The organism is Lysinibacillus sp. GW821-FHT14F06 (genome assembly GCF_058803665.1).
Map to the genome: position 1 here is coordinate 164380 of NZ_JBXAPF010000003.1, position 26141 is coordinate 190520.

At 39.3% G+C, this 26141-nt stretch carries 23 protein-coding genes and 1 other annotated feature; of the genes, 3 read left to right on the top strand and 20 right to left on the bottom strand.

Going from position 1 to position 26141, the window contains the following annotated elements; genetic code table 11:
- Positions 1 to 128: 128 nt before the first annotated feature.
- The 3 genes from AC1RNS_RS04515 to AC1RNS_RS04525 all read right to left on the bottom strand — a co-directional run bounded on the left by AC1RNS_RS04515 (position 129) and on the right by AC1RNS_RS04525 (position 3501).
- Entirely contained in the window at positions 129 to 1043 is a 915-nt protein-coding gene (locus tag AC1RNS_RS04515; RefSeq protein ID WP_492991081.1) for a pseudouridine-5'-phosphate glycosidase, read from the bottom strand.
- A gap of 4 nt (positions 1044 to 1047) precedes the next feature.
- Entirely contained in the window at positions 1048 to 2139 is a 1092-nt protein-coding gene (locus tag AC1RNS_RS04520) for a carbohydrate kinase (protein ID WP_492991083.1), read from the bottom strand.
- Between the two features lie 102 nt (positions 2140 to 2241).
- The gene (locus tag AC1RNS_RS04525) at positions 2242 to 3501 is read right to left on the bottom strand and encodes an MFS transporter (protein WP_492991085.1); all 1260 of its coding nucleotides are present in this window, start codon (positions 3499 to 3501) and stop codon (positions 2242 to 2244) included.
- 177 nt (positions 3502 to 3678) lie between these two features.
- On the opposite strand from AC1RNS_RS04525, the gene AC1RNS_RS04530 reads away from it, so the two are divergent.
- Complete coding sequence (locus tag AC1RNS_RS04530) at positions 3679 to 4137, top strand: MarR family winged helix-turn-helix transcriptional regulator (protein WP_492991087.1); 459 nt, start codon at positions 3679 to 3681, stop codon at positions 4135 to 4137.
- A gap of 3 nt (positions 4138 to 4140) precedes the next feature.
- Here AC1RNS_RS04530 and AC1RNS_RS04535 read toward each other — a convergent pair whose 3' ends face one another.
- The 9 genes from AC1RNS_RS04535 to AC1RNS_RS04575 all read right to left on the bottom strand — a co-directional run bounded on the left by AC1RNS_RS04535 (position 4141) and on the right by AC1RNS_RS04575 (position 13900).
- Complete coding sequence (locus AC1RNS_RS04535) at positions 4141 to 4608, bottom strand: hypothetical protein (protein ID WP_492991089.1); 468 nt, start codon at positions 4606 to 4608, stop codon at positions 4141 to 4143.
- A gap of 55 nt (positions 4609 to 4663) precedes the next feature.
- The gene (locus tag AC1RNS_RS04540) at positions 4664 to 5176 is read right to left on the bottom strand and encodes an adenine phosphoribosyltransferase (protein ID WP_492991091.1); all 513 of its coding nucleotides are present in this window, start codon (positions 5174 to 5176) and stop codon (positions 4664 to 4666) included.
- 33 nt (positions 5177 to 5209) lie between these two features.
- Complete coding sequence (gene recJ / locus AC1RNS_RS04545) at positions 5210 to 7528, bottom strand: single-stranded-DNA-specific exonuclease RecJ (RefSeq protein ID WP_492991093.1); 2319 nt, start codon at positions 7526 to 7528, stop codon at positions 5210 to 5212.
- A 581-nt stretch (positions 7529 to 8109) separates the two neighbouring features.
- Positions 8110 to 8901 (bottom strand): tryptophan synthase subunit alpha, encoded by a 792-nt coding sequence (gene trpA, locus AC1RNS_RS04550; protein WP_492991095.1) that lies wholly within the window; start codon positions 8899 to 8901, stop codon positions 8110 to 8112.
- On the bottom strand, positions 8898 to 10109 hold the full coding sequence (trpB, locus tag AC1RNS_RS04555) for a tryptophan synthase subunit beta (protein ID WP_492991097.1): 1212 nt from the start codon (positions 10107 to 10109) through the stop codon (positions 8898 to 8900). The genes trpA and trpB overlap by 4 nt, the downstream gene beginning before the upstream one ends.
- Positions 10109 to 10723: a phosphoribosylanthranilate isomerase gene (locus AC1RNS_RS04560; RefSeq protein ID WP_492991099.1), complete on the bottom strand. Its 615-nt coding sequence runs from the start codon at positions 10721 to 10723 to the stop codon at positions 10109 to 10111. The genes trpB and AC1RNS_RS04560 overlap by 1 nt, the downstream gene beginning before the upstream one ends.
- On the bottom strand, positions 10720 to 11511 hold the full coding sequence (gene trpC, locus AC1RNS_RS04565) for an indole-3-glycerol phosphate synthase TrpC (RefSeq protein ID WP_492991101.1): 792 nt from the start codon (positions 11509 to 11511) through the stop codon (positions 10720 to 10722). The genes AC1RNS_RS04560 and trpC overlap by 4 nt, the downstream gene beginning before the upstream one ends.
- Entirely contained in the window at positions 11508 to 12539 is a 1032-nt protein-coding gene (gene trpD / locus AC1RNS_RS04570) for an anthranilate phosphoribosyltransferase (protein ID WP_492991102.1), read from the bottom strand. The genes trpC and trpD overlap by 4 nt, the downstream gene beginning before the upstream one ends.
- Positions 12539 to 13900, bottom strand: coding sequence for a chorismate-binding protein (locus AC1RNS_RS04575; RefSeq protein ID WP_492991103.1), 1362 nt, complete (start codon positions 13898 to 13900; stop codon positions 12539 to 12541). The genes trpD and AC1RNS_RS04575 overlap by 1 nt, the downstream gene beginning before the upstream one ends.
- 101 nt (positions 13901 to 14001) lie before the next feature.
- Positions 14002 to 14294: a binding site (T-box leader), on the bottom strand.
- A gap of 318 nt (positions 14295 to 14612) precedes the next feature.
- On the opposite strand from AC1RNS_RS04575, the gene AC1RNS_RS04580 reads away from it, so the two are divergent.
- Positions 14613 to 16301, top strand: coding sequence for a methyl-accepting chemotaxis protein (locus AC1RNS_RS04580; RefSeq protein ID WP_492991104.1), 1689 nt, complete (start codon positions 14613 to 14615; stop codon positions 16299 to 16301).
- 104 nt (positions 16302 to 16405) lie between these two features.
- On the opposite strand, the gene secDF is transcribed toward AC1RNS_RS04580, so the two are convergent.
- A complete protein-coding gene (gene secDF, locus AC1RNS_RS04585) occupies positions 16406 to 18673 on the bottom strand; it encodes a protein translocase subunit SecDF (RefSeq protein ID WP_492991105.1) in 2268 nt (755 codons plus the stop codon).
- Between the two features lie 329 nt (positions 18674 to 19002).
- Positions 19003 to 19311 carry a post-transcriptional regulator gene (locus AC1RNS_RS04590; protein ID WP_492991107.1) on the bottom strand — a complete coding sequence of 103 codons (309 nt, stop codon included), beginning with the start codon at positions 19309 to 19311 and terminating at the stop codon, positions 19003 to 19005.
- A gap of 93 nt (positions 19312 to 19404) precedes the next feature.
- On the opposite strand from AC1RNS_RS04590, the gene AC1RNS_RS04595 reads away from it, so the two are divergent.
- Positions 19405 to 20922, top strand: a complete 1518-nt coding sequence (locus AC1RNS_RS04595) for a putative polysaccharide biosynthesis protein (protein ID WP_492991109.1) — start codon at positions 19405 to 19407, stop codon at positions 20920 to 20922.
- Here the strand turns inward: AC1RNS_RS04595 and AC1RNS_RS04600 are convergent.
- The 6 genes from AC1RNS_RS04600 to ruvA form a co-directional block, all read right to left on the bottom strand.
- Positions 20919 to 21554, bottom strand: coding sequence for a DUF421 domain-containing protein (locus tag AC1RNS_RS04600; RefSeq protein WP_492991111.1), 636 nt, complete (start codon positions 21552 to 21554; stop codon positions 20919 to 20921). The genes AC1RNS_RS04595 and AC1RNS_RS04600 overlap by 4 nt on opposite strands.
- Positions 21555 to 21699: 145 nt before the next feature.
- Positions 21700 to 21963, bottom strand: a complete 264-nt coding sequence (gene yajC / locus AC1RNS_RS04605) for a preprotein translocase subunit YajC (protein ID WP_492991112.1) — start codon at positions 21961 to 21963, stop codon at positions 21700 to 21702.
- A gap of 198 nt (positions 21964 to 22161) precedes the next feature.
- The gene (gene tgt / locus AC1RNS_RS04610) at positions 22162 to 23307 is read right to left on the bottom strand and encodes a tRNA guanosine(34) transglycosylase Tgt (protein ID WP_492991113.1); all 1146 of its coding nucleotides are present in this window, start codon (positions 23305 to 23307) and stop codon (positions 22162 to 22164) included.
- A 56-nt stretch (positions 23308 to 23363) separates the two neighbouring features.
- Positions 23364 to 24404, bottom strand: a complete 1041-nt coding sequence (gene queA / locus AC1RNS_RS04615) for a tRNA preQ1(34) S-adenosylmethionine ribosyltransferase-isomerase QueA (protein WP_492991115.1) — start codon at positions 24402 to 24404, stop codon at positions 23364 to 23366.
- A gap of 17 nt (positions 24405 to 24421) precedes the next feature.
- Positions 24422 to 25426, bottom strand: coding sequence for a Holliday junction branch migration DNA helicase RuvB (gene ruvB / locus AC1RNS_RS04620; protein ID WP_492991117.1), 1005 nt, complete (start codon positions 25424 to 25426; stop codon positions 24422 to 24424).
- A gap of 18 nt (positions 25427 to 25444) precedes the next feature.
- Positions 25445 to 26065: a Holliday junction branch migration protein RuvA gene (gene ruvA, locus AC1RNS_RS04625; protein ID WP_492991119.1), complete on the bottom strand. Its 621-nt coding sequence runs from the start codon at positions 26063 to 26065 to the stop codon at positions 25445 to 25447.
- Positions 26066 to 26141: the final 76 nt, after the last annotated feature.

Sequence of the window (26141 nt, forward strand, 5' to 3'; positions counted from 1 at the left end):
GTGTCATTTTGTTTAGTTAATCTCGTGAACAATGTGAAAAATGGAAGAATTATTCTTCACAATGAATAAAAAGACCCTCTGCAAATGTATCATCGCAAAGAGTCTCTTTTCTTGTATAATGGTTTAGTTTAGCTTAATTTATTATTCGCCACAGCAATTTTTGCTCCTACAACTGCATTATTTTTTACTAATGCAATGTTTGCATCAAGGCTTTTGCCCTCTGTTAATTCTTTTACTTTTCCAAGTAAGAATGGTGTAACGTTTTTGCCTTGAATACCATTTTCTTCTGCTTCTATTAGCGCTTTTTCAATGATTTCTGTAATGAATGCATGTTCAAGCGCCTCAGACTCAGGAATCGGATTCGCAATAACAGCTCCGCCCTTCAAGCCTAATTGCCATTTTGCACGTAACATCTCTGCCACTTCTTCTGGCGTATCAAGTTTAAAGTTAACATCGAAACCACTTTGACGAGTATAGAACGCAGGTACTTCATCTGTGCCAAATCCAACGACAGGCACACCCTTAGTTTCAAGATATTCTAATGTTAAACCAATGTCTAAAATCGATTTAGCACCTGCACAAATTACAGCCACATTCGTTTGTGCCAATTCTTCTAAATCTGCTGAAATGTCCATCGTTGTTTCAGCGCCTCGATGAACACCACCGATACCGCCTGTTACGAAAATTTCAATGCCCGCAAGTTCTGCACAAATCATTGTTGCCGCAACAGTTGTCGCGCCTAATTTTTTTGTTGCCAATAAATAGCCTAAGTCACGACGTGAAGTTTTTGCTACTCCTTGCGCATTACCGAACATTTCAAGTTCTTCATCTGATAAACCGATTTTAATTTTCCCATCAATTAAAGCAATCGTTGCTGGAACTGCACCATTGTCACGGATAATTTGTTCTACTTCACGTGCAGTTTGAACGTTCTGAGGGTATGGCATGCCGTGAGAGATAATTGTTGATTCTAATGCTACGATTGGTAAACCTTTTGCTTGTCCTGCTTTTACTTCCTCTGATAATACGATGAATTCTTTCATGTTGTTATTCCTCCATTTCACTTTTTAACAAATCTACGGATAATTCAGGTCTTACTGTATATGGGGATGCCAGTGTATTTTTAGCATTTGTTAAACCAGCATCAATGCATATTGCGAAGGATTGTCCCGTAAGCCAGCTATGGATCACAGCGCTGACAAAGGCATCACCTGCACCTGTTACATCTTCTATCTTTTCTATAATTTTAGCCTTAAAATGACTTGGTTTAATTGAAGTCGATGCTGCAAATACACCTTTACTTCCTGCTGTAATAATGACATGCTCAGCACCTAACTGAAGTAGTTGCTGTAATGCATTTTCATAATCTAAAGCGCTTTCAATAGAATGACCAACAATTGTTTCTGCTTCATCCGTGTTACAAATAAACCATGTAACTCCTTGCAATGTATCAGGTAGTCGATTCATTTTAGGGGAAGATACAGGCACAATGACTAACGGAATTTCACGGGCAATTGCCATCTGTTGAATATAGGCCACTGTTTCCTTAGGACAATTTAAATCCAAAATAAAGCATCCAGCATTGACAAGCATCGCCTCATGCTTCTTTAACAAGCTTGGCAGTAAGAGATCATATACTTCCATGTTAGCTACAGCCAATGCTAGCTCTCCCTGCTCATCCATTATCGCAGTATAGGAGCCAGTTGAAGCATCTGCTAATTGCTCAACATAACGTAAATTCATAAATGACTCAGAAGCCTCTTGGATAACTTGCCAATCAGCATCTTTGCCAGCCGTTGTTAGTAATGTTACCTGATGATTTAGCCTACCAAGGTTCTCAGCAATATTTCGCCCAACACCACCAACACTAAATGATGAGCTTGCAGGATTGGAAGTACCAAATTGGACGTTCCCCTTCACATGAAATTTACGATCTAGATTTGCACCACCGATACAAATAATTTCATTTTCCTCGGGTAAAATATACGCACGTCCTACTATTTTTCCCTGCTTCGTTAAACTCGACACTAAGTTGGCTAGGACTGGACGAGATAGATTCATCTTATCCGCCATCTCTTGCTGAGACATAAACGGATTTTGACGAATTAATGCTAGTACCGCCTGTTCTCTTTCATTCATAGCATCACCTTTTATTATATTTGTTTATATTATAAACTTTTGTTTGTTATAAGTCAAAAAAAAAATGAAATCAATTAGATCATTGAGTTCATTTTTTCAATATTATTCAGTATGAGCTTGCCTTTGTGGTTGTTTTTTTACCATAATAACAAATAAGCTTGCTAACGCACAGAAAACACCTGCCAGGAAAAAAGCCCATGTATAAGAATTGAAAAATTTATAAATAAGCCCTCCACCATAAGCAGCTAGAGCAGCACCTGCCTGGTGTGATGCAAAAATCCATCCATAAATAACACCACTTTTATTCGTCCCAAAAGTTTGTCTAGCAATACTAATGGTAGGAGGTACAGTGGCAATCCAATCTAATCCGTAAAAAATTGTAAAAATCGCTAGTAAGGGAAGTGAACCTTGTGCTAATGCGTAAGGAAGCAATAGCAAGGACATTCCTCTTAAAAGATAGTACCAAAACAATAACCATCGATTATCAAAACGATCCGATAGCCACCCTGACAAAGTAGTACCAACGAGATTAAATATGCCCATAAAAGAAAGAAACGATGCGGCAGTTACTAGTGGTACACCAAAGCTAATACAATAAGATACAAAATGAGTTCCGACTAATCCGCTTGTTGACAGACCACAAATAAAGAAGCTTCCCGCTAATAGCCAAAATTCTTTAATCTTTATGGCCTCAAATAGCCCACTAAAAGCTATAGTAATTGGATTTTTTTTATGATGCTCCTCAGGTAATTCTAGCTCTTCTTCCTGTCCATAAGGTAGCATCCCAATATCTTGTGGTTTGTTTTTTATGAATAGCAAAATGATGATAAACATGAGCGTACTAAGTAGAAGAATTAAGCCAATCGCATGTCGCCAAGAAAACTGCTCAATGATAATAGCCAGTACAGGCAGTAAAATTAATTGCCCTGTTGCTGTACTTGCTGTTAGAATCCCCACTGCTAGCCCTCTTCTTTTTACAAACCAATGATTAGCGACATATGGACTTAGTACTGTTAAAAAGAGGCTAGCCCCTAAACCAATGATTCCTCCCCAAATAATGATTAATTGCCATGATTGACTCATAAAAAGTGTAAGTATCAGCCCTGTTACGAGGGTCGCCATTGCCCCTAGCATCATCTTTTTCAAACCAGCTACTTCAAGTAATGCTGCCATAAATGGTCCAGAAAACCCATATAAAAATAAACTAACTGCAAAGGCTAGAGCAATTAAGGATCTATCCCAATTAAATTCCTTTTCAAATGAATTTATAAAAACTCCTGAAGACGACATAGTAATACCAGCTACGATAATTGAAAAAAATGCGATAATGAGAATAAACCAACTATAATGAATACGCTTCATATAACACCTTCATTTCTTGAAAGATTTTCGAATTAACATGTATATACATATTTTTGTTCATATTACATGTATATACATATATAATAATAGTAAGAGTATTTATAGCTGTCAAGCAGTATTTCTCATATGATAGGTGTATACTGAAGCTATCTGAATCCATAAAAGGGGAACTGAACAATGGAGAATAATCTGAAGACTCTAGATTATACGCAGATATGTGTTTGCGCAAACCTTAGAAAAAAAACAAGAGTTGTGACGCAATTGTATGACAAGTTGCTTCAGCCGACAGGTCTAAAGGTCACTCAATATTCAATGCTTGCCAATATTGCTCATCAACAAACCGTTTCGATAAGCCGATTAGGTGAAATTTTGCAACTAGACCAAACCACCGTTACGCGAAATATAAATATATTAAAGCAAAGCGGCTATGTTGAATTAACAAGAAATCCACAAGATGCACGCACGAAAATCATCTCATTAACAGATAAGGGAATTGAAAAACTAAACGAGGCTACCCCTATTTGGCAGACTATTCAAGAAAGAATTATTGCTGATATCGGCATTGATCAATATGCAAATTTCTATGACACACTAAGAACCATCCAAAAAATCATCCGCTCTTACGATGAAGCGTAATTTTCATGGGGTTGTAACTTTATTGAAAAGTGCCTCTGGGCTTGATTGCTCATATAAATCATAAGGTGGACTGTTTGAGCAATCTAATAGGCTATTCATGTGGTATGGCAGGGTCCTTAGCAGTTTTTTCGTTGACCTGAGCGATACGACTGGGGAACCGAGCAGTTTTTTCACTGACCTGAGCGATATGGCTGACGAATTGAGCAGTTTTTCACTGACCTGAGTGAATTGGCTGGCGAACCGAGCAGTTCTTTCGCTGACCCGAGCGGATTGGCTGGCAAACCGAGCAGTTTTTTCGCTGACCCGAGCGAATTGGCTGACAAACTGAGCAGTTTTTTCAATGACCCGAGCGAATTGGCTGGGAATCGGAGCTATTTTCTCGCTTACTTGAGCGGGAATGCTGGCAACCCGAGCGTTTTTCTCGCGCACCTGAGCGGAAGCTATTGCAAACCGAGCAATTTTCTCTGCCAATCAAAAATCCATAAAAAAAGCGCCATAAGCATGTGGCGCTTTCCTTTTAGCTGTATTAATATTCAATCAGTGTTTTCACGTTTAAATCGCCAAGTTTTGCACGACCATTTAGCTCTTTTAATTCAATTAGAAAGGCACAGCCAATAACCTCGCCACCTAATTGTTCCACTAAACGAACCGTTGCTTCAACAGTACCGCCAGTTGCAAGTAAATCATCACAAATTAACACCTTTTGACCTGGTTTAATGGCATCTTTATGCATAGTTAATGTATCTTTTCCGTATTCAAGACCATAATCAGCACTTACCACTTCACGGGGTAATTTTCCTGGTTTACGAACAGGAGCAAAGCCAATTTCAAGGGCATAAGCAACTGGACACCCAATAATAAAACCGCGAGCCTCTGGACCCACTATAATTTCTGCGCCTAACTCTTTGGCATACGTGACAATTTGATCTGTTGCATATTTATATGCAGGTCCATTATCCATAATTGTTGTGATATCTTTGAAGCTAATGCCCTCTTTTGGCCAGTTCTCAACCGTTGTTACATATTGCTTTAAATCCATGATATTGCTCCTCCTACGAACCTTTTTCGTCTATTAATGTAATCGTTCATCAAACCATTGTTTTAATTCTATATAAGGGGCATAAACAAGCTTTTGCTCCATTTCAATCTGTTCTGAACGTTGTTTGTAAGACGGTGCCTCCGTAAGCTCCTGTTTTATGGCATTCACGTTGACAGTCGTCAGTCCACTCTCCATTTTAACAAAACCAAGCTCAAAAAACACCTGTGTCATAAATTTTAATGCATCTAATGGCCAACCTGTATGCTTTGCTAAATCTGCTAAATGCATATTAAGTGGAAAAGCAGGGCGGTTTTTCAAAAATTTATAGTACCAAGCAAATTGCTCGCGCGTCGGCAAGCCATTAAAATATTGTGAATCAGGCATATAAAAATGCGCATAAATACGGGATGGAGCAGTTATTTGTAATACATTTTCTAACAGTTGAACATTTTGTGGTAAATCTAAAAGCACAACATAATTGGTTTGTCCCACATTTGAAAGTGAAGAATCTACTGCTAGAATAGGCTCACCAATAAGAGATTGGTAGTAAGTCAATGTCTCTCGACGGAAGGCAATAAATGTTGCTTCTTCTTTCGGAACTGTATTTAACCAGCGAGCCGTTTGACGGATACCCCGAATATCAAATAATTGCCACTCTGTTGTTTGAACATCTTCAATCATAAATTGTGCCTTTTTACGTCCCTGCCACTCATTAATTTGTAAATCCCCTGTAAAAGATACTTTTATGCCATATGTTAACTCTTCATGTAGATGACCTTTATTAAAGCCAACACTATCTAATTTTTCATAACCATCTGTCAACTCCATTTTAATATGATTTTCAGCTGCACCTATTTTACGCATAGAGGCTATTTCCACATTCTCTAATACATAAACTGGCTTCGGAAAATCTGTACCAAATGGACCGAGCGTTGAAATCTCCTCGATAGCATCTGCAGAAATTTCATCTAGCTTTAAAGGAATATCGATAGCCAATACAGGTGTTAGTTGCTCCTCTGATAAACACGCTTTTGCTTGAGCATCTAGGCGTAATCGTAATTCGTCAACATGCTCGATAGATAATGTCATGCCGGCTGCCATAGGATGTCCACCAAAATGAGGCAGTATATCTCTATTTTTGGCTAGTTCATTGTACAAATGGAACCCTTCGATACTACGGGCAGAACCTTTTGCTGTCCCTCTTTCATTGTCTAATGAAAGTACAATTGTTGGACGGTAATAAAGTTCAACAAGCCGAGATGCAACTATTCCCACGACACCTGCATTCCAGCCCTCTCCCGCAACAACTAAAACAAGTGAATTCCGAATTTTTTCATCTGATTCAATAAGAGCGATTGCCTGATCTGTTATGCTTTTAACAATATCTTTGCGCTCACTATTACATGCGTTGAGCTGTTTTGCCAATGCTGTTGCCTTTGCATGATCCTCAGCCATTAATAGCTCTACACCTGGAGCCGCTTCTCCAAGGCGACCAACTGCATTTAAGCGAGGACCAAAATAAAAGCCGATTGTTTCTTCGTTAATCTTAGCTTGCTCGGCGCTTGCTACTTCACACATTGCCAGCACCCAAGGGCTAAGAGAACGGCGCATTTCTTCTATTCCGCGTTTTACAAGATATCGATTTTCATCCACTAATGGCACTAAATCTGCTACAGTTCCGACAGCTACCAATTCCATTAGATGTGTAGGTAACTCACCATATAAAGCATGCGCCAACTTAAAAGCTACACCCACACCTGCAAGCTCGCCAAATGGATAATGCCCTTTTGGTATGCGAGGATGTAAAATAATATCCGCTGGTGGTAATTCATCGCCTGGTTCATGATGGTCAGTTACAATAACATCCATGCCAAGCTCCTTCGCGATACGAACTGGTTCAATGCCTGAAATTCCATTATCTACTGTAATAATTAGCTGAACACCCTCGTCATATGCTTCACGAAATAGATCCTCATGTGGTCCATAGCCGTGAATAAAACGATTCGGTATTTTAAACGATACATCAGCTCCAAGATCAAGTAGCACATTTAGCATGACAGTTGTACTTGTCACACCATCGGCATCATAATCTCCATAAACTAATATTTTTTCCCCATTCTCAAGTGCTTGCTCAATACGTGCTACAGCTTCTGCCATGTTATGCATTAAAAATGGATCATGAATATTTGCTTCTGTCATATTTAATAAACTCTCTGCATCAGCGGTTGTTGCGCAGCCTCGTGCCGCTAAAATCTTCGCTGCAATTGCAGACAGCTGTAAGTCATTTTGTAATGTTTGTACAAGTTTGGCATCTGGTCGTTCCACCTGCCATCTTTTTTTCGATAGTATCATCTTCTCACTTCCTTACGAAGGCTATTATACCGAAAATCTAGCTTATTCGCACTATCAGTTAGATTGATAGTTTTATCCATAAGATTCTTAATGCTATTTGTCTCATCAATTTCGCCTTGGCGTAATTGTGTCCGGATTTTGAATTGTTCCTAGGCCTGCACGAGGGCCGACACGATGTCGGTCATTTCGGTAATGACACAGGATGTGGCGTTTTTACCTTTGCAGGTCAGTTAGCCGTTTTCGCAGGATGCGAAGGTTTTAAGCTAACATCCTTTTATTCATTCCTTTGAAAATCCGTGACATCAGCCGGGGCTTTGGGCCAACAGATGTTTTTTGTGCGAAAGGGTAGTGCTAGCGCAGCGGCAGCAACATGATGTTGGTCACTCAGGCGTGTGTTGCTGTCGCTTCGCTTTCCCACAGATAAATTGCCACAGGACGTGGCGTTCTTAGACTGAGTTCCTCTATTTCAGTAGGTGTTTGGACACCCACTGAAAAGGAGAACCAAAACCGCATTCATCTCACCACCTGTACCTGTAGAGGTGGGAGTCTTCTGCTGAATGAAGATAAAAAGCCTACTCTAATTAAAGAGTAGACTTCTCTAGCACGCCTTTAGAAGCGAGCACCAATGATTCAATCTTATGCCAATTATTTTCATGAAGCGCCGTCACAATCGCACTACCAACGATAACACCATCACCCAGTGCCCCCATACTAACCACCTGCTCAGGTGTTGAAATACCGAAGCCTGCTAGCACTGGAATTTCACTTGCTTCACGTAAGCGAGCAAAATGGCCACCTAAATCATCTGCAAAGCTTGAGCGAGCTCCAGTGATGCCATTAACTGTCACAGCATAGACAAAGCCTTGACTTGCAGCGGCGATACGCATAATTCGTTCAGGTGGGCTTGTTAACGAGACAAGCTGGATTATGTCAATACTATGAGGATTTAATGCCTTTTGTAAAATAGCACTTTCCTCAAGTGGAACATCAGGAACGATTAATCCCTTTACTCCCCCCGCCACACAAGCTTTTGCAAATTCCTCTAAGCCGTAAGCTAAAATAGGGTTAAAATAAGTCATAACCACTAATGGTACATGAATCTCTTCTCTAAAGGAGGCCAGCTCTTCTAGCACCTTCCGTAATGTCACACCTGCCGCTAATGCTCGTTCACCTGCTCGTTCTATTGTTGGACCATCTGCAACAGGGTCTGTAAATGGAATACCAACCTCAATAGCCGTAACTTCCAATTGCTGTAGCTTTAGAATTGTGGGTCTTAACGTTTCTAACCCACCATCTCCTGCCATAATATATGGCACAAATGCTTTATGACCAGCAATTTTTGTTTGTTCAATTGCCTGCTGTAATGTTGTCATGATACATCCCCTCCTAATGCTTTACGGACTGTATGAACATCTTTATCGCCTCGGCCTGATAAACATACAACAATGATGTCATCTGTAGACATCGTTTTTGCTAGCTTTGCTGTATAAGCAATAGCATGAGAGCTCTCTAACGCAGGAAGTATACCTTCCGTACGACTTAATAACTGTAAGCCTTCTAGTGCCTCACTATCTGTAATCGAATCAAAATGTGCGCGACCAATATCATGTAAATAGCAATGCTCTGGACCCTTTCCTGGGTAGTCTAGCCCAGCAGATATCGAGTGAGCCTCCTGTACAAAGCCATTATCATCCTGTAATAAATACATATATGCTCCGTGCAATACCCCTAGCTGTCCTCCAGCAATAGCTGCTGCATGTTTTCCTGTTTCTATACCACTTCCAGCAGCCTCTACACCATATAATGCTACGGCTTCGTCATCGATAAAGGGATGAAACATCCCAATTGCATTACTACCACCACCGATACAGGCAACAACTGCATCTGGTAAACGTCCTTCCTTTTCTATAATTTGCTGTCTCGTTTCAACACCAATAACACGCTGGAAGTCTCTAACGATTTTGGGGAATGGATGTGGTCCTAAAGCTGAGCCTAAAATATAATGTGTATCCTCAACATTTGTCACCCAATAGCGAAGTGCAGCATTCACAGCATCTTTCAATGTTTTAGAACCTGTTTCTACAGACTCCACTTTTGTACCTAGCAGCTCCATACGAAATACATTTAGCTGTTGACGTTTGATATCCTCAGCACCCATAAAGACAACACATTCAAGGTTTAACAGAGCACATGCTGTTGCCGTTGCTACGCCATGCTGCCCGGCTCCTGTTTCCGCTACAATTTTCTTTTTGCCCATTCGTTTAGCCAGCAATGCCTGACCTATGGCATTATTAATTTTATGAGCGCCAGTATGATTTAAATCCTCTCGCTTTAAGTATATTTTCGCACCACCTAGCTCCTGTGTTAAGTTTTCTGCGTAGTACAATGGTGTCTCGCGCCCAACATATTGTTGTAAATAATAGGCTAGTTCATCCGTAAATTCCTGATCGCTCATTGCCTCATCATAGGCTAACTCTAATTCCTGCAAGGCTGTCATTAATGTTTCTGGAACAAATTGCCCTCCAAATTTTCCGTAACGTCCTTCCTTTGTCGGTACGCTATTTGCAATTGAATTTACCATCATGCTCTTCCTTTCTTTACAGTCTGTATAAATGCATTTATTTTTGCTTCATCCTTTATACCATCTGTCTCCACACCGCTCGATACGTCTACCATATAAGGAGACACCAGCGATACAGCCTCTGCAATATTTTCAGCTTTCAAACCACCCGCTAAAATTAATTTCTCTCGCGGAATCCCTGCCATTTCTAGAAGTGTCCAATCAAACGTATGGCCACTCCCACCTTTAAAATCAGTGCCTGGAGCATCGAATAAATAATAGTCAACATTATAATGAGCAGCCGCACGAACATCTGCTTCATCACGAACTGACAGTGCCTTAATCGCGGGGTAACCCTGCTGGCGGATAAATTCGGGTGTCTCTTCTCCATGGTACTGCACATAATCTAATGGCACACCTTCAACAGCGGCTCGCAGTTCCTCCACACTTGGATTAACAAAGACTCCTATTTTCAAAATTCCCTGTGGTACATATTTTGCTAATTGATGTGCCTGTTCAATTGAAATTTGGCGCTTGCTTGGGGCAAAGACAAATCCAATTGCATCTGCTCCTACCTCTACTGCAGCTAGTACATGTTGCTGTTCCTTGAGTCCACAAATCTTTACCTTTGTCATACAGATGCCTCCAACTTACTTACCTGTAAACTTTTTAATGCGGCTCCTGCATCACCACTACGCATCAAGGACTCGCCAACAAGAACACCACTTGCCCCCATTGCTGCTACCGTTTTAGCATCTTCCTGCGTCCAAATGCCACTTTCACTTATTAACACGTGCTCCTTGTCGAATGGGAAAGCTTCTGCAATTTCACGTGTTCGTTCTAAGCTCACCTCAAAGGAACGTAAATCGCGGTTATTAACGCCAATCAGTTGAGCTCCTACTGCCAAAGCTCGCTCAAGCTCCTGAAGGTCATGCACTTCAACTAATACCTCTAAGTTTAAGCTTGCTGCATAGCTATATAAATCACGTAATATTTCATCTGTTAATGCAGCAACAATTAATAAAATAATGGATGCACCTGATGCTTTGGCAAAACGAATTTGTGCACGGTCAATCATAAAATCCTTACAAAGAAGAGGTGTCTGAACAGCATCGGCAACTGCGGCTAAATCCTCAAAGGATCCTCTAAAAAACTCTTTATCTGTTAGTACAGATATTGCCGCTGCTCCTGCATGTTCATATATTTTTGCTTGCGCAACTGGATCTGTACCTTCTGCAATAAGCCCTTTAGAAGGTGATGCACGCTTCATCTCAGAAATAACTTGTAATGTTTCCGATTTTCGTAATTGCTCAAATAATGATGGACGTGCCTTCTCTGTAAAATTAGCAAGTGGGTCGGGTTGTTCAAGTAAAGCACAAACCTCTATTTTTTTCTGGTCAATAATTTTATTTAATATATTCATTGTCCAACCTCCACTTCTTTAATTTTCTCGCTGAAAGCAGCGACTGCTTCTAATTTTTGTAATGCTCGCCCACTAAAAATGCTATCCCTCGCCATGTCTACGCCCTCTTTAACCGTTTCAGCCTTACCATAGCTGAATAGCCCAATACCAGCATTTAATAATACAGTGTCAAAGTAAGCACTTTGTTCACCAGCTAATAATTTTCGCATAATAACGGCATTTTCATCTGCATTTCCCCCACGGATTGATTCAAGTGGCGCATAGCTAAGGCCTGCATCCTCTGCGGTTAATGAAAAAGGTATTAAGTCTCCTTTATCCACTAAGACAAAGGTATTCTGCCCAGCTAATGACGCCTCGTCTAACCCCTGTGGTCCCGAAACGACCATCGCTCGCTCACGTCCAAGCATTTGTAGTACTGAAGCGTACTCCATGACAAAATTAGGTCGATTAATGCCGGTAAATTGAGTTGATAATGAAACTGGGTTCGTAAGGGGACCCACAAGATTAAAAATGGTTGGTTTACCCAGAGCACGACGCACCTCACCAATACGCTTTAATTTCGGATGCACATTTGGCGCATATAGAAATGCAATTCCCTCTGTCTCTAGGAGTTCAACAGTTTGCTCAATGGTAATATCCGTATGAATACCAAGCGCTTCTAAAACATCCGCACTTCCTGATGCTGAGGAAATTTTGCGATTACCATGCTTAGCCATTTGAACACCTGCTCCAGCTAAAACGAAAGCAGATGCTGTACTGATATTAAAGGTATTTAAACCATCGCCACCTGTACCACAATTATCCATATATACACCTACTTTTGCAGGTACATCAAGTGCAAATGAACGCATAACAGTTGCCAATGCTGCTACTTCGTGTGCTGTTTCACCTTTACAAGATAATGCTGTTAGAAAGCTAGCGATTTCCTCCTTCGGTGTGTCATCCTGGAACATCCAATTTGCTGCCTGTAGCATTTCTTCATAGATGAGATGCTCTCTCTGCTGTACCTTTTGCTGAATAGCTTCCATTAATGTTGACCTCCTTCTTTTAAAAAATCCCGTTCTTCCTCTTCCACCTGTTTCAAAATTTCGTTGGTATTTGTATATTTTGTTACCGTTACAGTTGTTTGCATATGCATCGTTTCATTGGCTATCACCATTGATTTTCCTGTTAAAGCAAAATCAAGATGACCATTGAAGCCAATAAACCCAAGGGCACCTCCAAAAATACCTGTAGCCTGACTAACTTTTTCTAAATAATCCTTGGCCTGTGCATTTGGATTTCCTGCTGATGCAAAAGGTGGTAATGTTCCGGCTAAGACATCAAGTGCATGAAGCATAGGTAAAATTTGACCCTCAACTCTAGATGTCATGTGTAAAGCTTGCTTTGATCGCTCAATTTTCATCGCCTCTATCACCTGAATCGAATCTCGAAAGCACACTGACTGTAGCTCTTGCTGAATGGCAGAAACTAGTACCGCATGAGATTTTCTCACTTCTGTGTTTTCCACTAGTTTTCGTTCTTGTTCCAAGTCTTCCCCCTTAGTTTTACCTCTAGGAACTGTTCCTTCTGTTGGCGTTGCGATAACCCGCCCACCCTTAACTCGAATAAGGCTTTCAGGAGATGTACCTAATACTATGTAATCCTCAAATTCTACATAATACATATAGGCTGCTGGACTATTCTTCCGTAATTGACGATATAAAGCGAAAGCATCTCCTTGTAAATCAGCTATTAAGCGCTTTGATAGCACAACCCTTGTCATCTCTTCATCCAAAATATCTTTAACAGCAGTAAGAGTGCTCTCAAAATGTTCATTCACTGCGGATTCCTTTGGAACATAGTGACAGTCCGTATCCTCAGTCTCTCTACCTTTTATAAGCTGTTGTGCCAGCTCTTCTAAATTTGGTTCTTTTTTTTCTGCATCTATATTTGTATGAATTAGTGTAACTTCGTCTGTTACATGGTCAAAAACAATAACTGTCTCATAAACATGAAAATGCACATCAGGCAGCTCCACATTCATCTCTTCAGTAGAAGGATTTGACGTTGCCCCATGACCTACATAACCAACAGCGCCTCCTGAAAATGGGAACTGCGTAGTATTGGAAACGCGGGGCATTAATCTTTTCAATAACACAAATAAATCACCTTTATGTGTATATGTTTTTCCCGTTTTATAGGAATACTCTTGAATTTCATCACCTTGACCTTTATATGTTTTTCTAGGGTTAGCACCAATAAAAGAAAAACGTCCTGCTCCCTCATGCTGGGCTGAACTCTCTAGCAAAAATTTATGATTACCTTGTAAGCGTCTAAAAATTAAAATCGGTGTTAAAGAATCACCATTAATTGTTTTCATTTTTGTTCTTGAACTCGTAGATAGCATAAGTACCAAGCTCCTTTTCAAAATTTCCCCTGAATGTAATCAATGTTTAAATAGTTGCTGAAAAATAAAAAAAGCCCTCTGCAAAAAGGATTTTCCTAATTGCAGAGGACGATTAAGACCGCGTTGCCACCTCATATTAGAGCATATTGCTCTCCCTTATGTGCTGTCCTAGCATGACATGAAATCCATCACGCAAAGATAGTCCGAAGACTTTTAACTTTTTAACCTGCATGGTCAACAAAGTTAATGCACCCCCTATAACGTGGGGAAGCCGTTCGCTTTTATTATAAGCGACTCTCATAAGTCCATTCACTTAAGCTGCAAATCAGTTCACACCATCCACTGACTCTCTAGATTGCACACTTACGCTACTATTCTTATTCAACAATTTCTCAGCTATTCTTATCTAAACTCAGCTCATCTGCTCTATGGCTAGCCTCGCTCCCGAGACCTTCTACCATTACCGAACAAAAAGTTAGCCTTATTTTATGCCAATCTACCGGAATTGTCAATGAATTCTGAGAAAAAGAAAAAATACTATTGAAATGATGAAAAGCATTACTAGTAAAAAACGCTTTTATTTATTCAACAAAAAGGAAGTAAAACTACCTAATTTTAAGCTCTTACCAAGTATTGACCTTGTAAAAATATCAAGTTATAGTAATTTCAGAACATTGATTCTCTAATATTATGAAGGAAAGAAGGAACGTAAATGTCCGTTCGCAAAAAACTAAATATAGGATTTATTTCATTAATTTGTTTACTATTGATCTTAAGTATTCTATCATTTCTCCAATTTAAAGTGGCTAAGAGAGATATAGAAGAGGCATTAAATCATCGAATTGTCCAAATGCAATTAACAGAAGAAATACAGCAACAAATTGCCTCTCAAGGCCTTTTTTTACGTTCCTATTTTTTAAATAGTAATGATGAAACGGCAAAAGCTAATTTAGAAAGATATGAAAAACAATTACCTGAGACGATTCAAGAACTGACTAGTATTGTGCGTTCAGATTATACAAAAGGTATTATGGAGCAAGTATCTGCATTACAAAATGAATTACTGGCTAGTTCCCAAAAGGCGATGCAAGCTTTTACTAATGGCAATATGGATTTAGCATTATCCTACATTAATAATGATGTAACAAAACATAATAGGGAAATCTTTGCTTTGACAAAAGAGCTATTGGAATACCATGATGAACAACTTCAAAAGGTTGAGCATGATGTTGACTTAACTGTATCAAGAGCTATCATTTTCTCCATTGTTTTGCTTATTGTAAGTGTCTTTGTAGGACTATACTTTATGAATTTTGTGAAAAACTCTATCGTCCAACCGCTACGACAGGTAATTGATGCAGCAGATGCACTATCGCAAGGTGATTTAACAATCGCCCAACTTGACTATAGCTCAAAAGACGAAATTGGTATTCTTGCTACAGCAGTAAATACGTTAAAACAAAATTTATCGAAGCTAATAGGAAATGTTCAAGATAGTGCCACACATTTATCTGCTGCTTCTGAAGAGCTTTCTGCTAGCACTGAGGAAGTGACTGCAACGTCAAGCGATATTGCACATCGTGTAAAAGAAACTACGGATCACTTAACTTCATCAGCTAGCACAGCTCAGCAAAGTACAATCGCTATGGATGAAACTGCTGCTGGTGTACAACGCATCGCTGAGACTACACAACAATTACATCACAACGCTCTCAATATGACACAGCTTGCCAATACAGGTGGTGCAACCATTTTAACTGCCAAAGAGCAGATGGATACAATCTCTGAAGCTACAATACGTATTGCTGATTTAACAAAAAAACTTAGTAAGCAATCTGAAGATATTGGACAAATTACAAAAGTAATCACAGCCATTACGGAGCAAACCAATTTATTGGCTTTGAATGCTGCTATCGAAGCAGCAAGAGCTGGCGAACATGGCAAAGGCTTTGCAGTCGTTGCAGATGAAGTGCGAAAGCTTGCAGAGGAATCAAATCAATCTGCGAGTCAAATTGTCGCTATTACAAATGAGATTCAAATGGATACAAGAAATGTCGAAGATGCTGTTATTGAAGGCTTAACATCTGTTCAAGACGGTGTAGCTAAAATTTATGAGGCAGGCAATGCCTTTGACGCTATTTCATCATCTGTTCAAGACTTTACAAACCAAATTGAAGATATTTCAGCCACATCGGAACAAATTTCAGCTGGCGCTCAAGAAGTAGCGACCTCTCTAACGGAAATCGCCTCTGGTGCAGATATCTCAGCAAATAACTCCCAAATTATTACCCATGCAGTTGATGAGCAAGTAGCCACAATGCAGCAGGTCAATGCAGTAGCTGAGGAGCTAAGTGATAACGCCCAGCAGCTACAAACTTTACTACAACAATTTAGGCTTTAAACAAAAAGAATCTGCAACTTTCAAACGAAAGCATGCAGATCTTTTTTTTCATTAAAAACAGGAAAGGAAAATTCCCTTCCCTGTTCCCAATTTAAAGGCATATATTAAACAACAGGCTCATCCGTTCCCCATTGTTTTTTCTCTTTTTTGTGAATTTGACCATCTGATTTTTTCATTTCACGAATTTTTAATGAGTACCAGATTTGTGCTGCAATACAGATAGATGAATACATACCTGTTATTAAACCAATTAATAACGCGATTGAGAAGTTTTGAATCGATGGTGCACCTAAAATAAGAAGTGCCACTGTCACGATAATAACCGTTAACACTGTGTTCACAGATCGACCCATTGTTTGACGTAATGATTTATTAACAATATTCGCTAACACTTCACGGTCCTGAATCGTATCATATCGATCCAAGTTCTCACGCATTCGGTCAAACGTAACGATCGTATCATTAATAGAATAACCAACAATTGTCAGTACAGCAGCAATAAACGTAATATCAACTTCTAAGCGCATAAAACTAAATACAGCAACAATTAAGAATACGTCATGTATTAACGAGACAATTGCGCCAATACCCATACGCCATTCAAAACGAACCGCTACATAGATAATGATACCAATAGCTGCAAGTGCTAATGCTTTGATTGCGTTTTTCACAAGCTCTTTACCCACTGTATCAGATACTGTACTTACTGTTGGTTTATGGCCATATTTTTCTGTAGCATCTTTTTGGAATTTTAGAATATCTGCTTGTGATAGATCATCTTTATAACGAATAACAGCATTGTTGCTTTTTTCTCCAGAAAGAACGATATCATCAGATGAGAAGTCAATGCTATCTAAGTATTTAGATACTTCTTCTTTCGTTAAAGTCTGATCCGCTTCAATTTGAACACGCGTACCACTTGAGAAATCAATACCAAGGTTTAGACGGAATATACCAAGAACCACTAAACCAGCCACTAAAATAGCTAAGGAGAATGTATAGAATTTCTTACGATTGTGTACAAAATCAAAACGATCAAATTTCGTTGATAAATCCAATGTTCCTATATTTTCATCCAAGCTATGCTGTTTCGATTTTGCAATACCAAACCACGCAGGATTGTTGAAATAGCCACTATTTACAAGTAATCCTTGTAATACTCGAGATCCCCAAACAGCTGTTAGGAAGCTTAGTAAAATACTAATAATTAATGTTGTCGCAAACCCTTTAACAGAGCTTGTCCCGAATTTAAATAATACAGCCGCAGCTAATAATGTAGTAAGCTGTGCGTCAATAATCGCAGATAAGGACTGCTTCGAGCCGATTTGGAAGGCTTGTTTCACTGAATGACCTACACGTAGTTCCTCACGAATACGCTCAGCCGCTAGTATATTAGCATCCACAGCCATTCCTATACCGAGCACAATCGCTGCAATACCTGGAAGTGTTAAAACTGCATTAATCCAATCAAATACAACTAGTACTAAGAAAGTGAAAATGGCAAGTGTAATGATAGAAATAAAGCCCGGCAAACGGTAGTAGAATAGCATAAATAAGAAAATTAATACTACGCCCACAATACCAGCGAAAATTGTATTTTTAAGTGCATCCTCACCAAACTGTGCACCAACTGATGTAGAATAGATTTCATTAAGCTTTACAGGAAGTGCACCAGCATCTAAAATACCCGCTAAATTTTTTGTTTCTTCAACTGTGAAGTTCCCGCTAATCATTACATCTGTAGTATTTAATGTCTGACTTACTGTTGCAGCAGATGCATAGCGAGGCTTCGCTTTTTGTGATTCAGCTTTATATGAATCAACACCCTCTTCAAAGTCTAACCATACAACAAGTAAATTTTCACCTGCTGGTTTAGCGGCAATTTTACTTGTAATATCAGCAAATTTTTTCGCATCTTTTAATGTTAATGAAACAATTGGACGATTTTGCTGGTCAAAGGAATCCTTTGCTCCACCTGGCTTTAAGTCATCACCATCTAATAGTAAATTATCATCGACATCACGGAATGTTAAATTTGCAGAAGTAGACAATAATTTACGTGCTGATTCTTGATCTTCAACCCCTGCTAATTGCACACGGATACGATTTTCACCTTCAATTTCAATGCTAGGCTCACTTACACCAATTTCATTGATACGTTTATCCAGGGCAGTTGCAGTTGCCGAGACAACACCAGGTGTAATCTTTTGTCCATCTTTTAATTCTTTTACCTCATAAAGAACCTCAAACCCGCCCTGTAGGTCAAGACCAAGCTTAATGTCCTTTAAGACGCCGTTTACAGTCGTACTAATGGCTGCTGTAAAGAGCACCAAAATCAATACGAATGCAACTATACGACTTTTTAGTTTCATTTATAAATCCTCCTCGAATAGGTGTAAGGGCATCCCTTACACTACAAACAAGTATAATAGCAATACCTTTTGAAACGTCTATTCCTCCTTTTCCTGTAGAATAATGTAGCCTGTGCTTCAAAAAGGTTGCTCTACTTATTTCAATCGTTCATAACGCGCAAATTTATCTTTTTAACCTCTACTTTTCATAACAGCTAGTAGAAGTATGACAGTAAAAATACTTATTTCAATAAAAAAAGCGCAACACACTCATTATGAAACAGGTTGCGCTTGGTGTCAATTCAACACTTTTAGTATTCTTTTATTATTTGACAATTTTTACACAGTTCTTAAGCTTTAACTGGTCCAAGGAGCATTTTTAACTCTTCCGCATTCAATTCTGTAAACCAATTATTACTTTGTAAAAATTCTACTTGATTAAAAGATACAATATCCGACGGAGATACAGAAAAAATAGTAGCGATAATCTCGTGTAAACGTAATTGTTCGATATTTTTTTTGCGCCATTTTTTCTCTATACAATAGCGCCAAAGCTCTTCTGCTGTAATCGCATCGTATTGATAATGCTGAAACTCTCCTATCTTACTATCAATTGCCGGACGAATTTTTTCAAATAGCTGCTCATGCTGCACACTCATTTTGAATCATCTCCAATCAAAGTTGTATCGTAAGACATGTTTGCATACAAATAGTGTAAATGAATTTTTGCGGCTTGAGAAGGGACGGATGGCATGAGTTCTTTTGTACGAGGTACACTATTTTTGATGTTTGTGATTTTTTTATCGAAACTCTTTGGCTTCTTTTATAGAATGCAGTTTATGCGTATCGCTGGTGAAGAAGCAGTCGGTATTTATATGACCGTCTATCCTGCTTTTATTTTCTTTATCTCACTCATTCAACTTGGACTACCTATCGCTGTGGCCAAAATTGTAGCAGAGCTACTAGCAAAAAACAAACGTGAAAACATCTTTGGTGTTATGAAAACGGCTATACTTTGGTCGTTTATCGGCATGATCATCTTTATGCCAGTTGTTGCACTAGCAATACCATATATCTCGACTACTCTATTACATAATGAACATACAACCTTTACGCTCTGGATTGCGCTCTTTGCGGTGCCTGTGTCAGTCGGCTCTGGGCTATTGCGTGCATATTTACAGGGGATCGCGAAAATTACACCAACAGCTTGGTCTCAAATGCTTGAGCAACTTGTACGTATTGGCTTTATCACATTTATGCTACCATATGTAGCAAACTATAATAACGCTTCTGTAACAGCAGCTTCTGCCATGGGGATTACGCTTTTAGCCGAAGTCATTGCTTTCTTATATTTGTGGATGCATTATATTATCTCAAAGAAAAAATTATTGACGAGAAAAAACAAAATCGAGGCATATCCTTCCTCACCCATGTTACGAGTAGCCCTCCCTTCTGCTGGCAGCAAGCTATTTGGTTCCTTTACATGGTTTTTAGAGCCGATTATCTTTTTAAAAGCTCTAACAATGGCTGGATTGACAGCCTCCGCAGCAACGATTCTTTACGGTGTTATTTCGGGCGTACTAGTGCCGCTTTTGTTATTTCCTGCTTTTGTTTCCACTGCACTTTCGATTGTCCTAATTCCGGCTGTTAGTGATGCTGTGGCTCGTCAGCATACACCGCTTTTACAGGAACGTATTTCCGTGTCGTTACGCTTATCGTCTTTAGTGGGATGTATTGCCGCTACGTACTTTTTTGTACACGGTGATGAACTAGCGATGAAGCTCTTTCATCTACAAGAAAACCGTGGCTATGTGAAAATATTAGCCCCTATTTTTTATTTTTACTATATTCAAAGTCCATTGCACTCGATATTGCAAGCAATAGGCGAGGCCCGCGCTGCCATGATGAACTCCATTTACGGTGGTCTAGGAAAGTTATTTGTCATGTTCGTACTCGCTTCTCAGCCTGGTATACAGGAAAAGGGGGCAGTTGTGGCAATTGGATTTGGTGTATTACTTACTTCGTTTTTGCATATCGCAACAGTCAGACAACGCAAAAATTTACGTGCAGGCTTTAGAATGTTTGTAGTGCCTTATAGCTGCTTTATTGCGGTTTGTGTCACTCAGTATTTTTTAATACCCGTCATGTCTTTACCTTTTATTTTAAGTAGTTGTGTAACTTTATTTTTACTATTTACTTTTTTAATTTTTTCGAATCAGCTACGTTTTACCGATGTCCAGTACCTACGGAAATTAGTGAAAAAAGTTTAAGATTCTTTCAGTTGAATATGGAGTCGATTATCTTCCCAGATACAAAAAAATACAGTTTTACAATTTGTAATATTATTTTTGGCTAACTCGGCCACTAGCCATTCTGCATCCTTATGCAAAAGTTTCAAATGTCTTTCTTGAATATCACCGTCGATAATCAGTGGATATACAAATGCCTTTTCATCTTTCTCATAAACAGAAAGATTCCCAGAGGGCTCCAAATAAGCGTAAGCAACTTCAGTAACAGAGGCAGTACCATTTTCGCGCAACTGTTGACACAAATCATCTAAATTATAACGTTGCTTGCGCATTTCTTTTTCTAAAATGACACCATCCTTTATCAGTAAAACGGGATCACCATCCACTAAATCACGGAATTTTTTATTTTTTAATGATAAATAAGCACTTCCTATTTGAATAAAAAACAACATGATAATTGGCAAAATAGCATTCATTAAAGGATTTTCAAAGTCATCAAGTGCAAATGCGGCAACCTCAGCCATTAAAATGGATACCACTAAATCGATGACGGATAATTCACCAACCTCACGTTTACCCATTAATCGAAAAATAATCAAAATAAACACATAGATAAAGCATGTTCTAAAAATAATAATTAAATATTCTTCCATACAGTCACCCCCATACTAACAAGGTGACCGTGTATGTTGTATTTTATACAGAAAAACTTAGTCAAAAATAATTGAAATGGCGATAAAAAATACAAAAGGCGTTGTCCAAATTTATGATGGACGACGCCTTTAAATCGAAGTTTAGTTATTTTTCACTTACAACTCGTCCGATTGCTTGACGATCAAATTTTACACGTACATTTTCTGAGATTTTCAATGTTACTGCTGTATCCTCAATCGAATCAATCACACCATGTAAGCCACCTATTGTAATTACTTTATCTCCACGTTGCAAATTGCTCTGCATATTTTGTGTTTCCTGCTGTCTCTTTTTAGCAGGGCGGATTAAAATAAACCACATTGCAACGAACATTAACACTATGGGTATAAATTGTACATACGAATTCATAATTCTTGCCCCCTTTCCATTATCACTTTTTTTAGTATAGACTATTCCACCCTTAAAAAGCGATGGACAAGCCCAAAAATTTTCTATATTACTAATATTTTTTCTATAATAGACAATATTTTGCTAGAAATATACACTAATCACAGTGATTCACATTATCTTTTGACTATTTTTTGTGCATATCTTTTTGCCTTAAAATTAAAAGTTTTTAGCATTTGGGCCATTAAAGCCGTATTTCTCGAAAAACTCTTCTCGGAAATCACCTAGTCGATCTTCACGGATTGCCTCACGTACTTGTTCCATTAATTTCAATAGGAAGTGTAAGTTATGGTATGTCGTTAAGCGAATACCAAATGTCTCCTCCGTACGAATAAGATGTCGAATATAAGCACGTGAATAATTTTTACAAGTATAGCAATCACAATTTGGATCAATTGGGCCGAAATCACGAGCATACTTTGCATTCTTTACTACTAAACGTCCTTCAGAGGTCATTAGTGTACCATTACGTGCAATTCGTGTTGGCAGTACACAGTCAAACATATCAATACCACGAATTGCCCCGTCGATTAATGAGTCAGGTGACCCAACACCCATTAAATAACGCGGTTTATTTGCTGGCATTAACGGTGTAGTGAACTCTAAAACTCTATTCATAACATCTTTTGGTTCACCAACAGACAGCCCTCCAATAGCATATCCTGGGAAATCTAATTCGACTAATGCTTCTGCTGAACGACGACGTAATTCCTCATATTCTCCACCCTGAATAATACCAAATAATCCTTGGTCTTCTGGACGGTTATGTGCCTCTTTACAACGCTTCGCCCAACGAGTTGTGCGGTCAACAGATTGCAGCATATAGTCGTAGGTTGCTGGGTATGGTGGACATTCATCAAAGGCCATCATAATGTCTGAACCTAGATCATTTTGTATTTCCATCGCCTTTTCTGGACTTAAAAACAATTTATCACCATTCAAATGATTGCGGAAGTGAACCCCTTCTTCTTCAATTTTTCTGAATTGACTAAGTGAGAACACTTGGAAGCCACCTGAATCTGTTAAAATTGGGCGATCCCAGTTCATAAATTTATGCAAGCCCCCTGCTTCCTTGACAATATCATTGCCTGGACGAAGCCATAAATGGTACGTATTAGACAGGATGATACCTGCATTCATTTCCTTTAGTTCCTCTGGCGACATTGTTTTAACAGTTGCCTGCGTACCTACTGGCATAAAGGCTGGTGTTTCAAAGGAGCCATGTGGTGTATGCACGATACCAAGACGTGCTCCTGTTTGCTTACAAGTATGAAGTAGTTCATAGCGAATTGCTGGTTGTGTCATAAAAAAATATTCCTCTCTTATCTGAAGTAAAAACAGTACTCCGATTTTATCCTTAATTATCTCTGTGGACGAATAAACATTGCATCACCGAAGCTAAAGAAGCGATATTTTTCCTCTACAGCTTGATAATAGGCACTTAAAATAGTTTCTCTTGTTGCAAGCGTACTAACAAGCATGACAAGGGTAGATTTCGGTAAATGGAAGTTTGTAATTAAGCCATCTACCACTGTAAATTCATAGCCTGGGTAAATAAAAATAGAGGTCCAGCCTTGTTCTGCTCGCACTTCTCCATTGTATTTAGAGCCAATTGTTTCTAATGTTCGTGTAGAGGTTGTCCCAACTGCAATCACTTTACCGCCATTACGTTTTATACGATTAATCGTTGATGCAGCTTCTTCGGTAACACTATAGAACTCAGCATGCATTTCGTGATTTTCAATGGAATCTACACTGACAGGTCGAAATGTTCCGAGTCCCACATGTAACGTGATAAAGACAACCTCCACACCTTTTGCCTTTACTTGTTTCAGTAATTCTTCTGTAAAATGCAGTCCCGCTGTTGGAGCTGCAGCTGAGCCGCGTTCTTTAGCGTAGACGGTTTGGTAACGATCCTTATCCTCTAATTTTTCACGAATATATGGAGGTAAGGGCATCTCACCAAGTTGCTCTAAAATTTCGTAAAAAATCCCATTATAGTTAAACTCAAATGTACGTCCGCCGTGATCAAGCTCTCCTGTACAAGTAGCTGTCAGTAAGCCATCTCCAAATGTGACAACTGTACCGACTTTCACACGCTTTGCTGGCTTCACAAGTGTTTCCCATTCATCCGTACCAGCCATTTGCTTTAGTAAAAGTACTTCTATATGGGCACCTGTTTCCTCTTTTATGCCCATTAAACGCGCTGGCAGTACCCTTGTATCATTTAACACAAGGCAATCACCAGCATGTAACTCATCTAAAATATGAGCAAAATGATGATGCTCCACTTCATTTGAGCCTGGCGTCACAACCATTAATCGGCTAGCTGTTCGATCGACAAGTGGCGTTTGGGCTATAAGCACCTCTGGTAATTCAAAATCAAAATCTTCTACACGCATGAAAAAACTTCCTTCTTCTATGTTTGTTGGGGATAATCATATCCAAAATGTTCGTAGGCTAAATGACTAGCGACTCTTCCACGTGGTGTACGCTGGATAAAGCCAATTTGCATTAAATACGGCTCATAGACATCTTCTATTGTAACCCGCTCCTCACCGATAGATGCAGCTAGTGTATCTAAGCCTACAGGACCTCCCTTAAAGCGCTCAATCATATTGGTTACTAGTTTATGGTCTATATGATCAAGTCCTCTAGGATCGACCTGTAATAGCTCTAAGGCTTGCTTTGCAAGATTCTCTGTTATCATACCATCTCCGAGCACCTGTGCATAATCTCGCACCCGCTTCAACAAGCGATTTGCTATACGAGGTGTACCACGTGAACGTCTAGCCATTTCACCTGCTGCTACTTGCTCAATTTCCACATCAAATAAATGTGCACTACGCACGACAATCTCAGCAAGTGATATATCATCATAATACTCTAACCTCAGTAGTACACCAAAGCGATCCCTTAAAGGTGCCGATAATGCGCCAGCCCTTGTTGTGGCACCGACGAGCGTAAATGGCGGCAAATCAAGACGGACAGAACGTGCTTCAGGCCCTTTACCAACAACAATATCTAAGCAAAAATCTTCCATGGCTGGATAAAGTACTTCTTCAATAGCTCGTGGCAAGCGATGAATTTCATCGATAAATAGTACATCTCCAGGCTCCAATGAACTTAAAATAGCTGCTAAATCTCCAGGACGTTCGATTGCAGGTCCGCTTGTCATGCGCACATTGACATGCATTTCATTGGCAATAACAGCAGCTAGTGTCGTTTTCCCAAGTCCAGGAGGTCCATATAACAGCACATGATCTAAACTTTCCTGACGAAGCTTTGCTGCTTCAATGAAAATTTGTAAATTCTCTTTTACTTTATGCTGTCCAATATATTGTGCCAATCGCTGGGGTCTTAAAGATAATTCAAATTGCTCATCATAGCTGCCTGCCTCACTAGCCATCATACGTTCAGACATGTACTTTCCCCCCTTTCACTATTTCAACTTAAGTAGCAATTGTAACGCTTGTTTCATAAAGGCATCTGTCGTTTGCAGCATTTCATTTTCCTCAAGCTGCGGACGTACTTTTTCTAGCTCTTTTTCAGAATAACCAAGTGCCATTAAAGCAAGAATAGCCTCCTCCAGCTCATGTTTATACGGATTCACACCGAACAGTGGTAACTCATCCTCAGTACTAGGCAATTCAATTGTGTCCAGTAAGGAACCAAGCTTGCCTTTTAAATCTAAAATCATTTGCCGTGCTGTTTTTTTCCCTACTCCGGGGAATTTTACTAAAAATGTTTCATCTTCTCGTTCAATTGCGCTGATTACCTGCTGTGGGTTACCTGTAGCTAAAATAGCCAACGCTCCTTTTGGCCCAATCCCTGAAACTAAAATGAGCTTACGAAATAGTTCACGTTGATCCAAATTAGGAAAACCATATAATACTTGTGCATCTTCACGTACGTGTAAGTGTACAAAAATTTGTTGTTCAAGTGCAGATGTTCTAAACGCAAATGGATTCGGTGTGTTTAGCTGCCAGCCAATTCCTTGCTGCTCTAGCACAATATACTCAGGGGTAATACGTGTTATTTGTCCTTTTAAATAGTCATACATCTATAATCCCTCACAATCATCGTCTTCGATTATAGCATATAGCGAACGAATGCTCGACTATAAGAAATAGTATAGT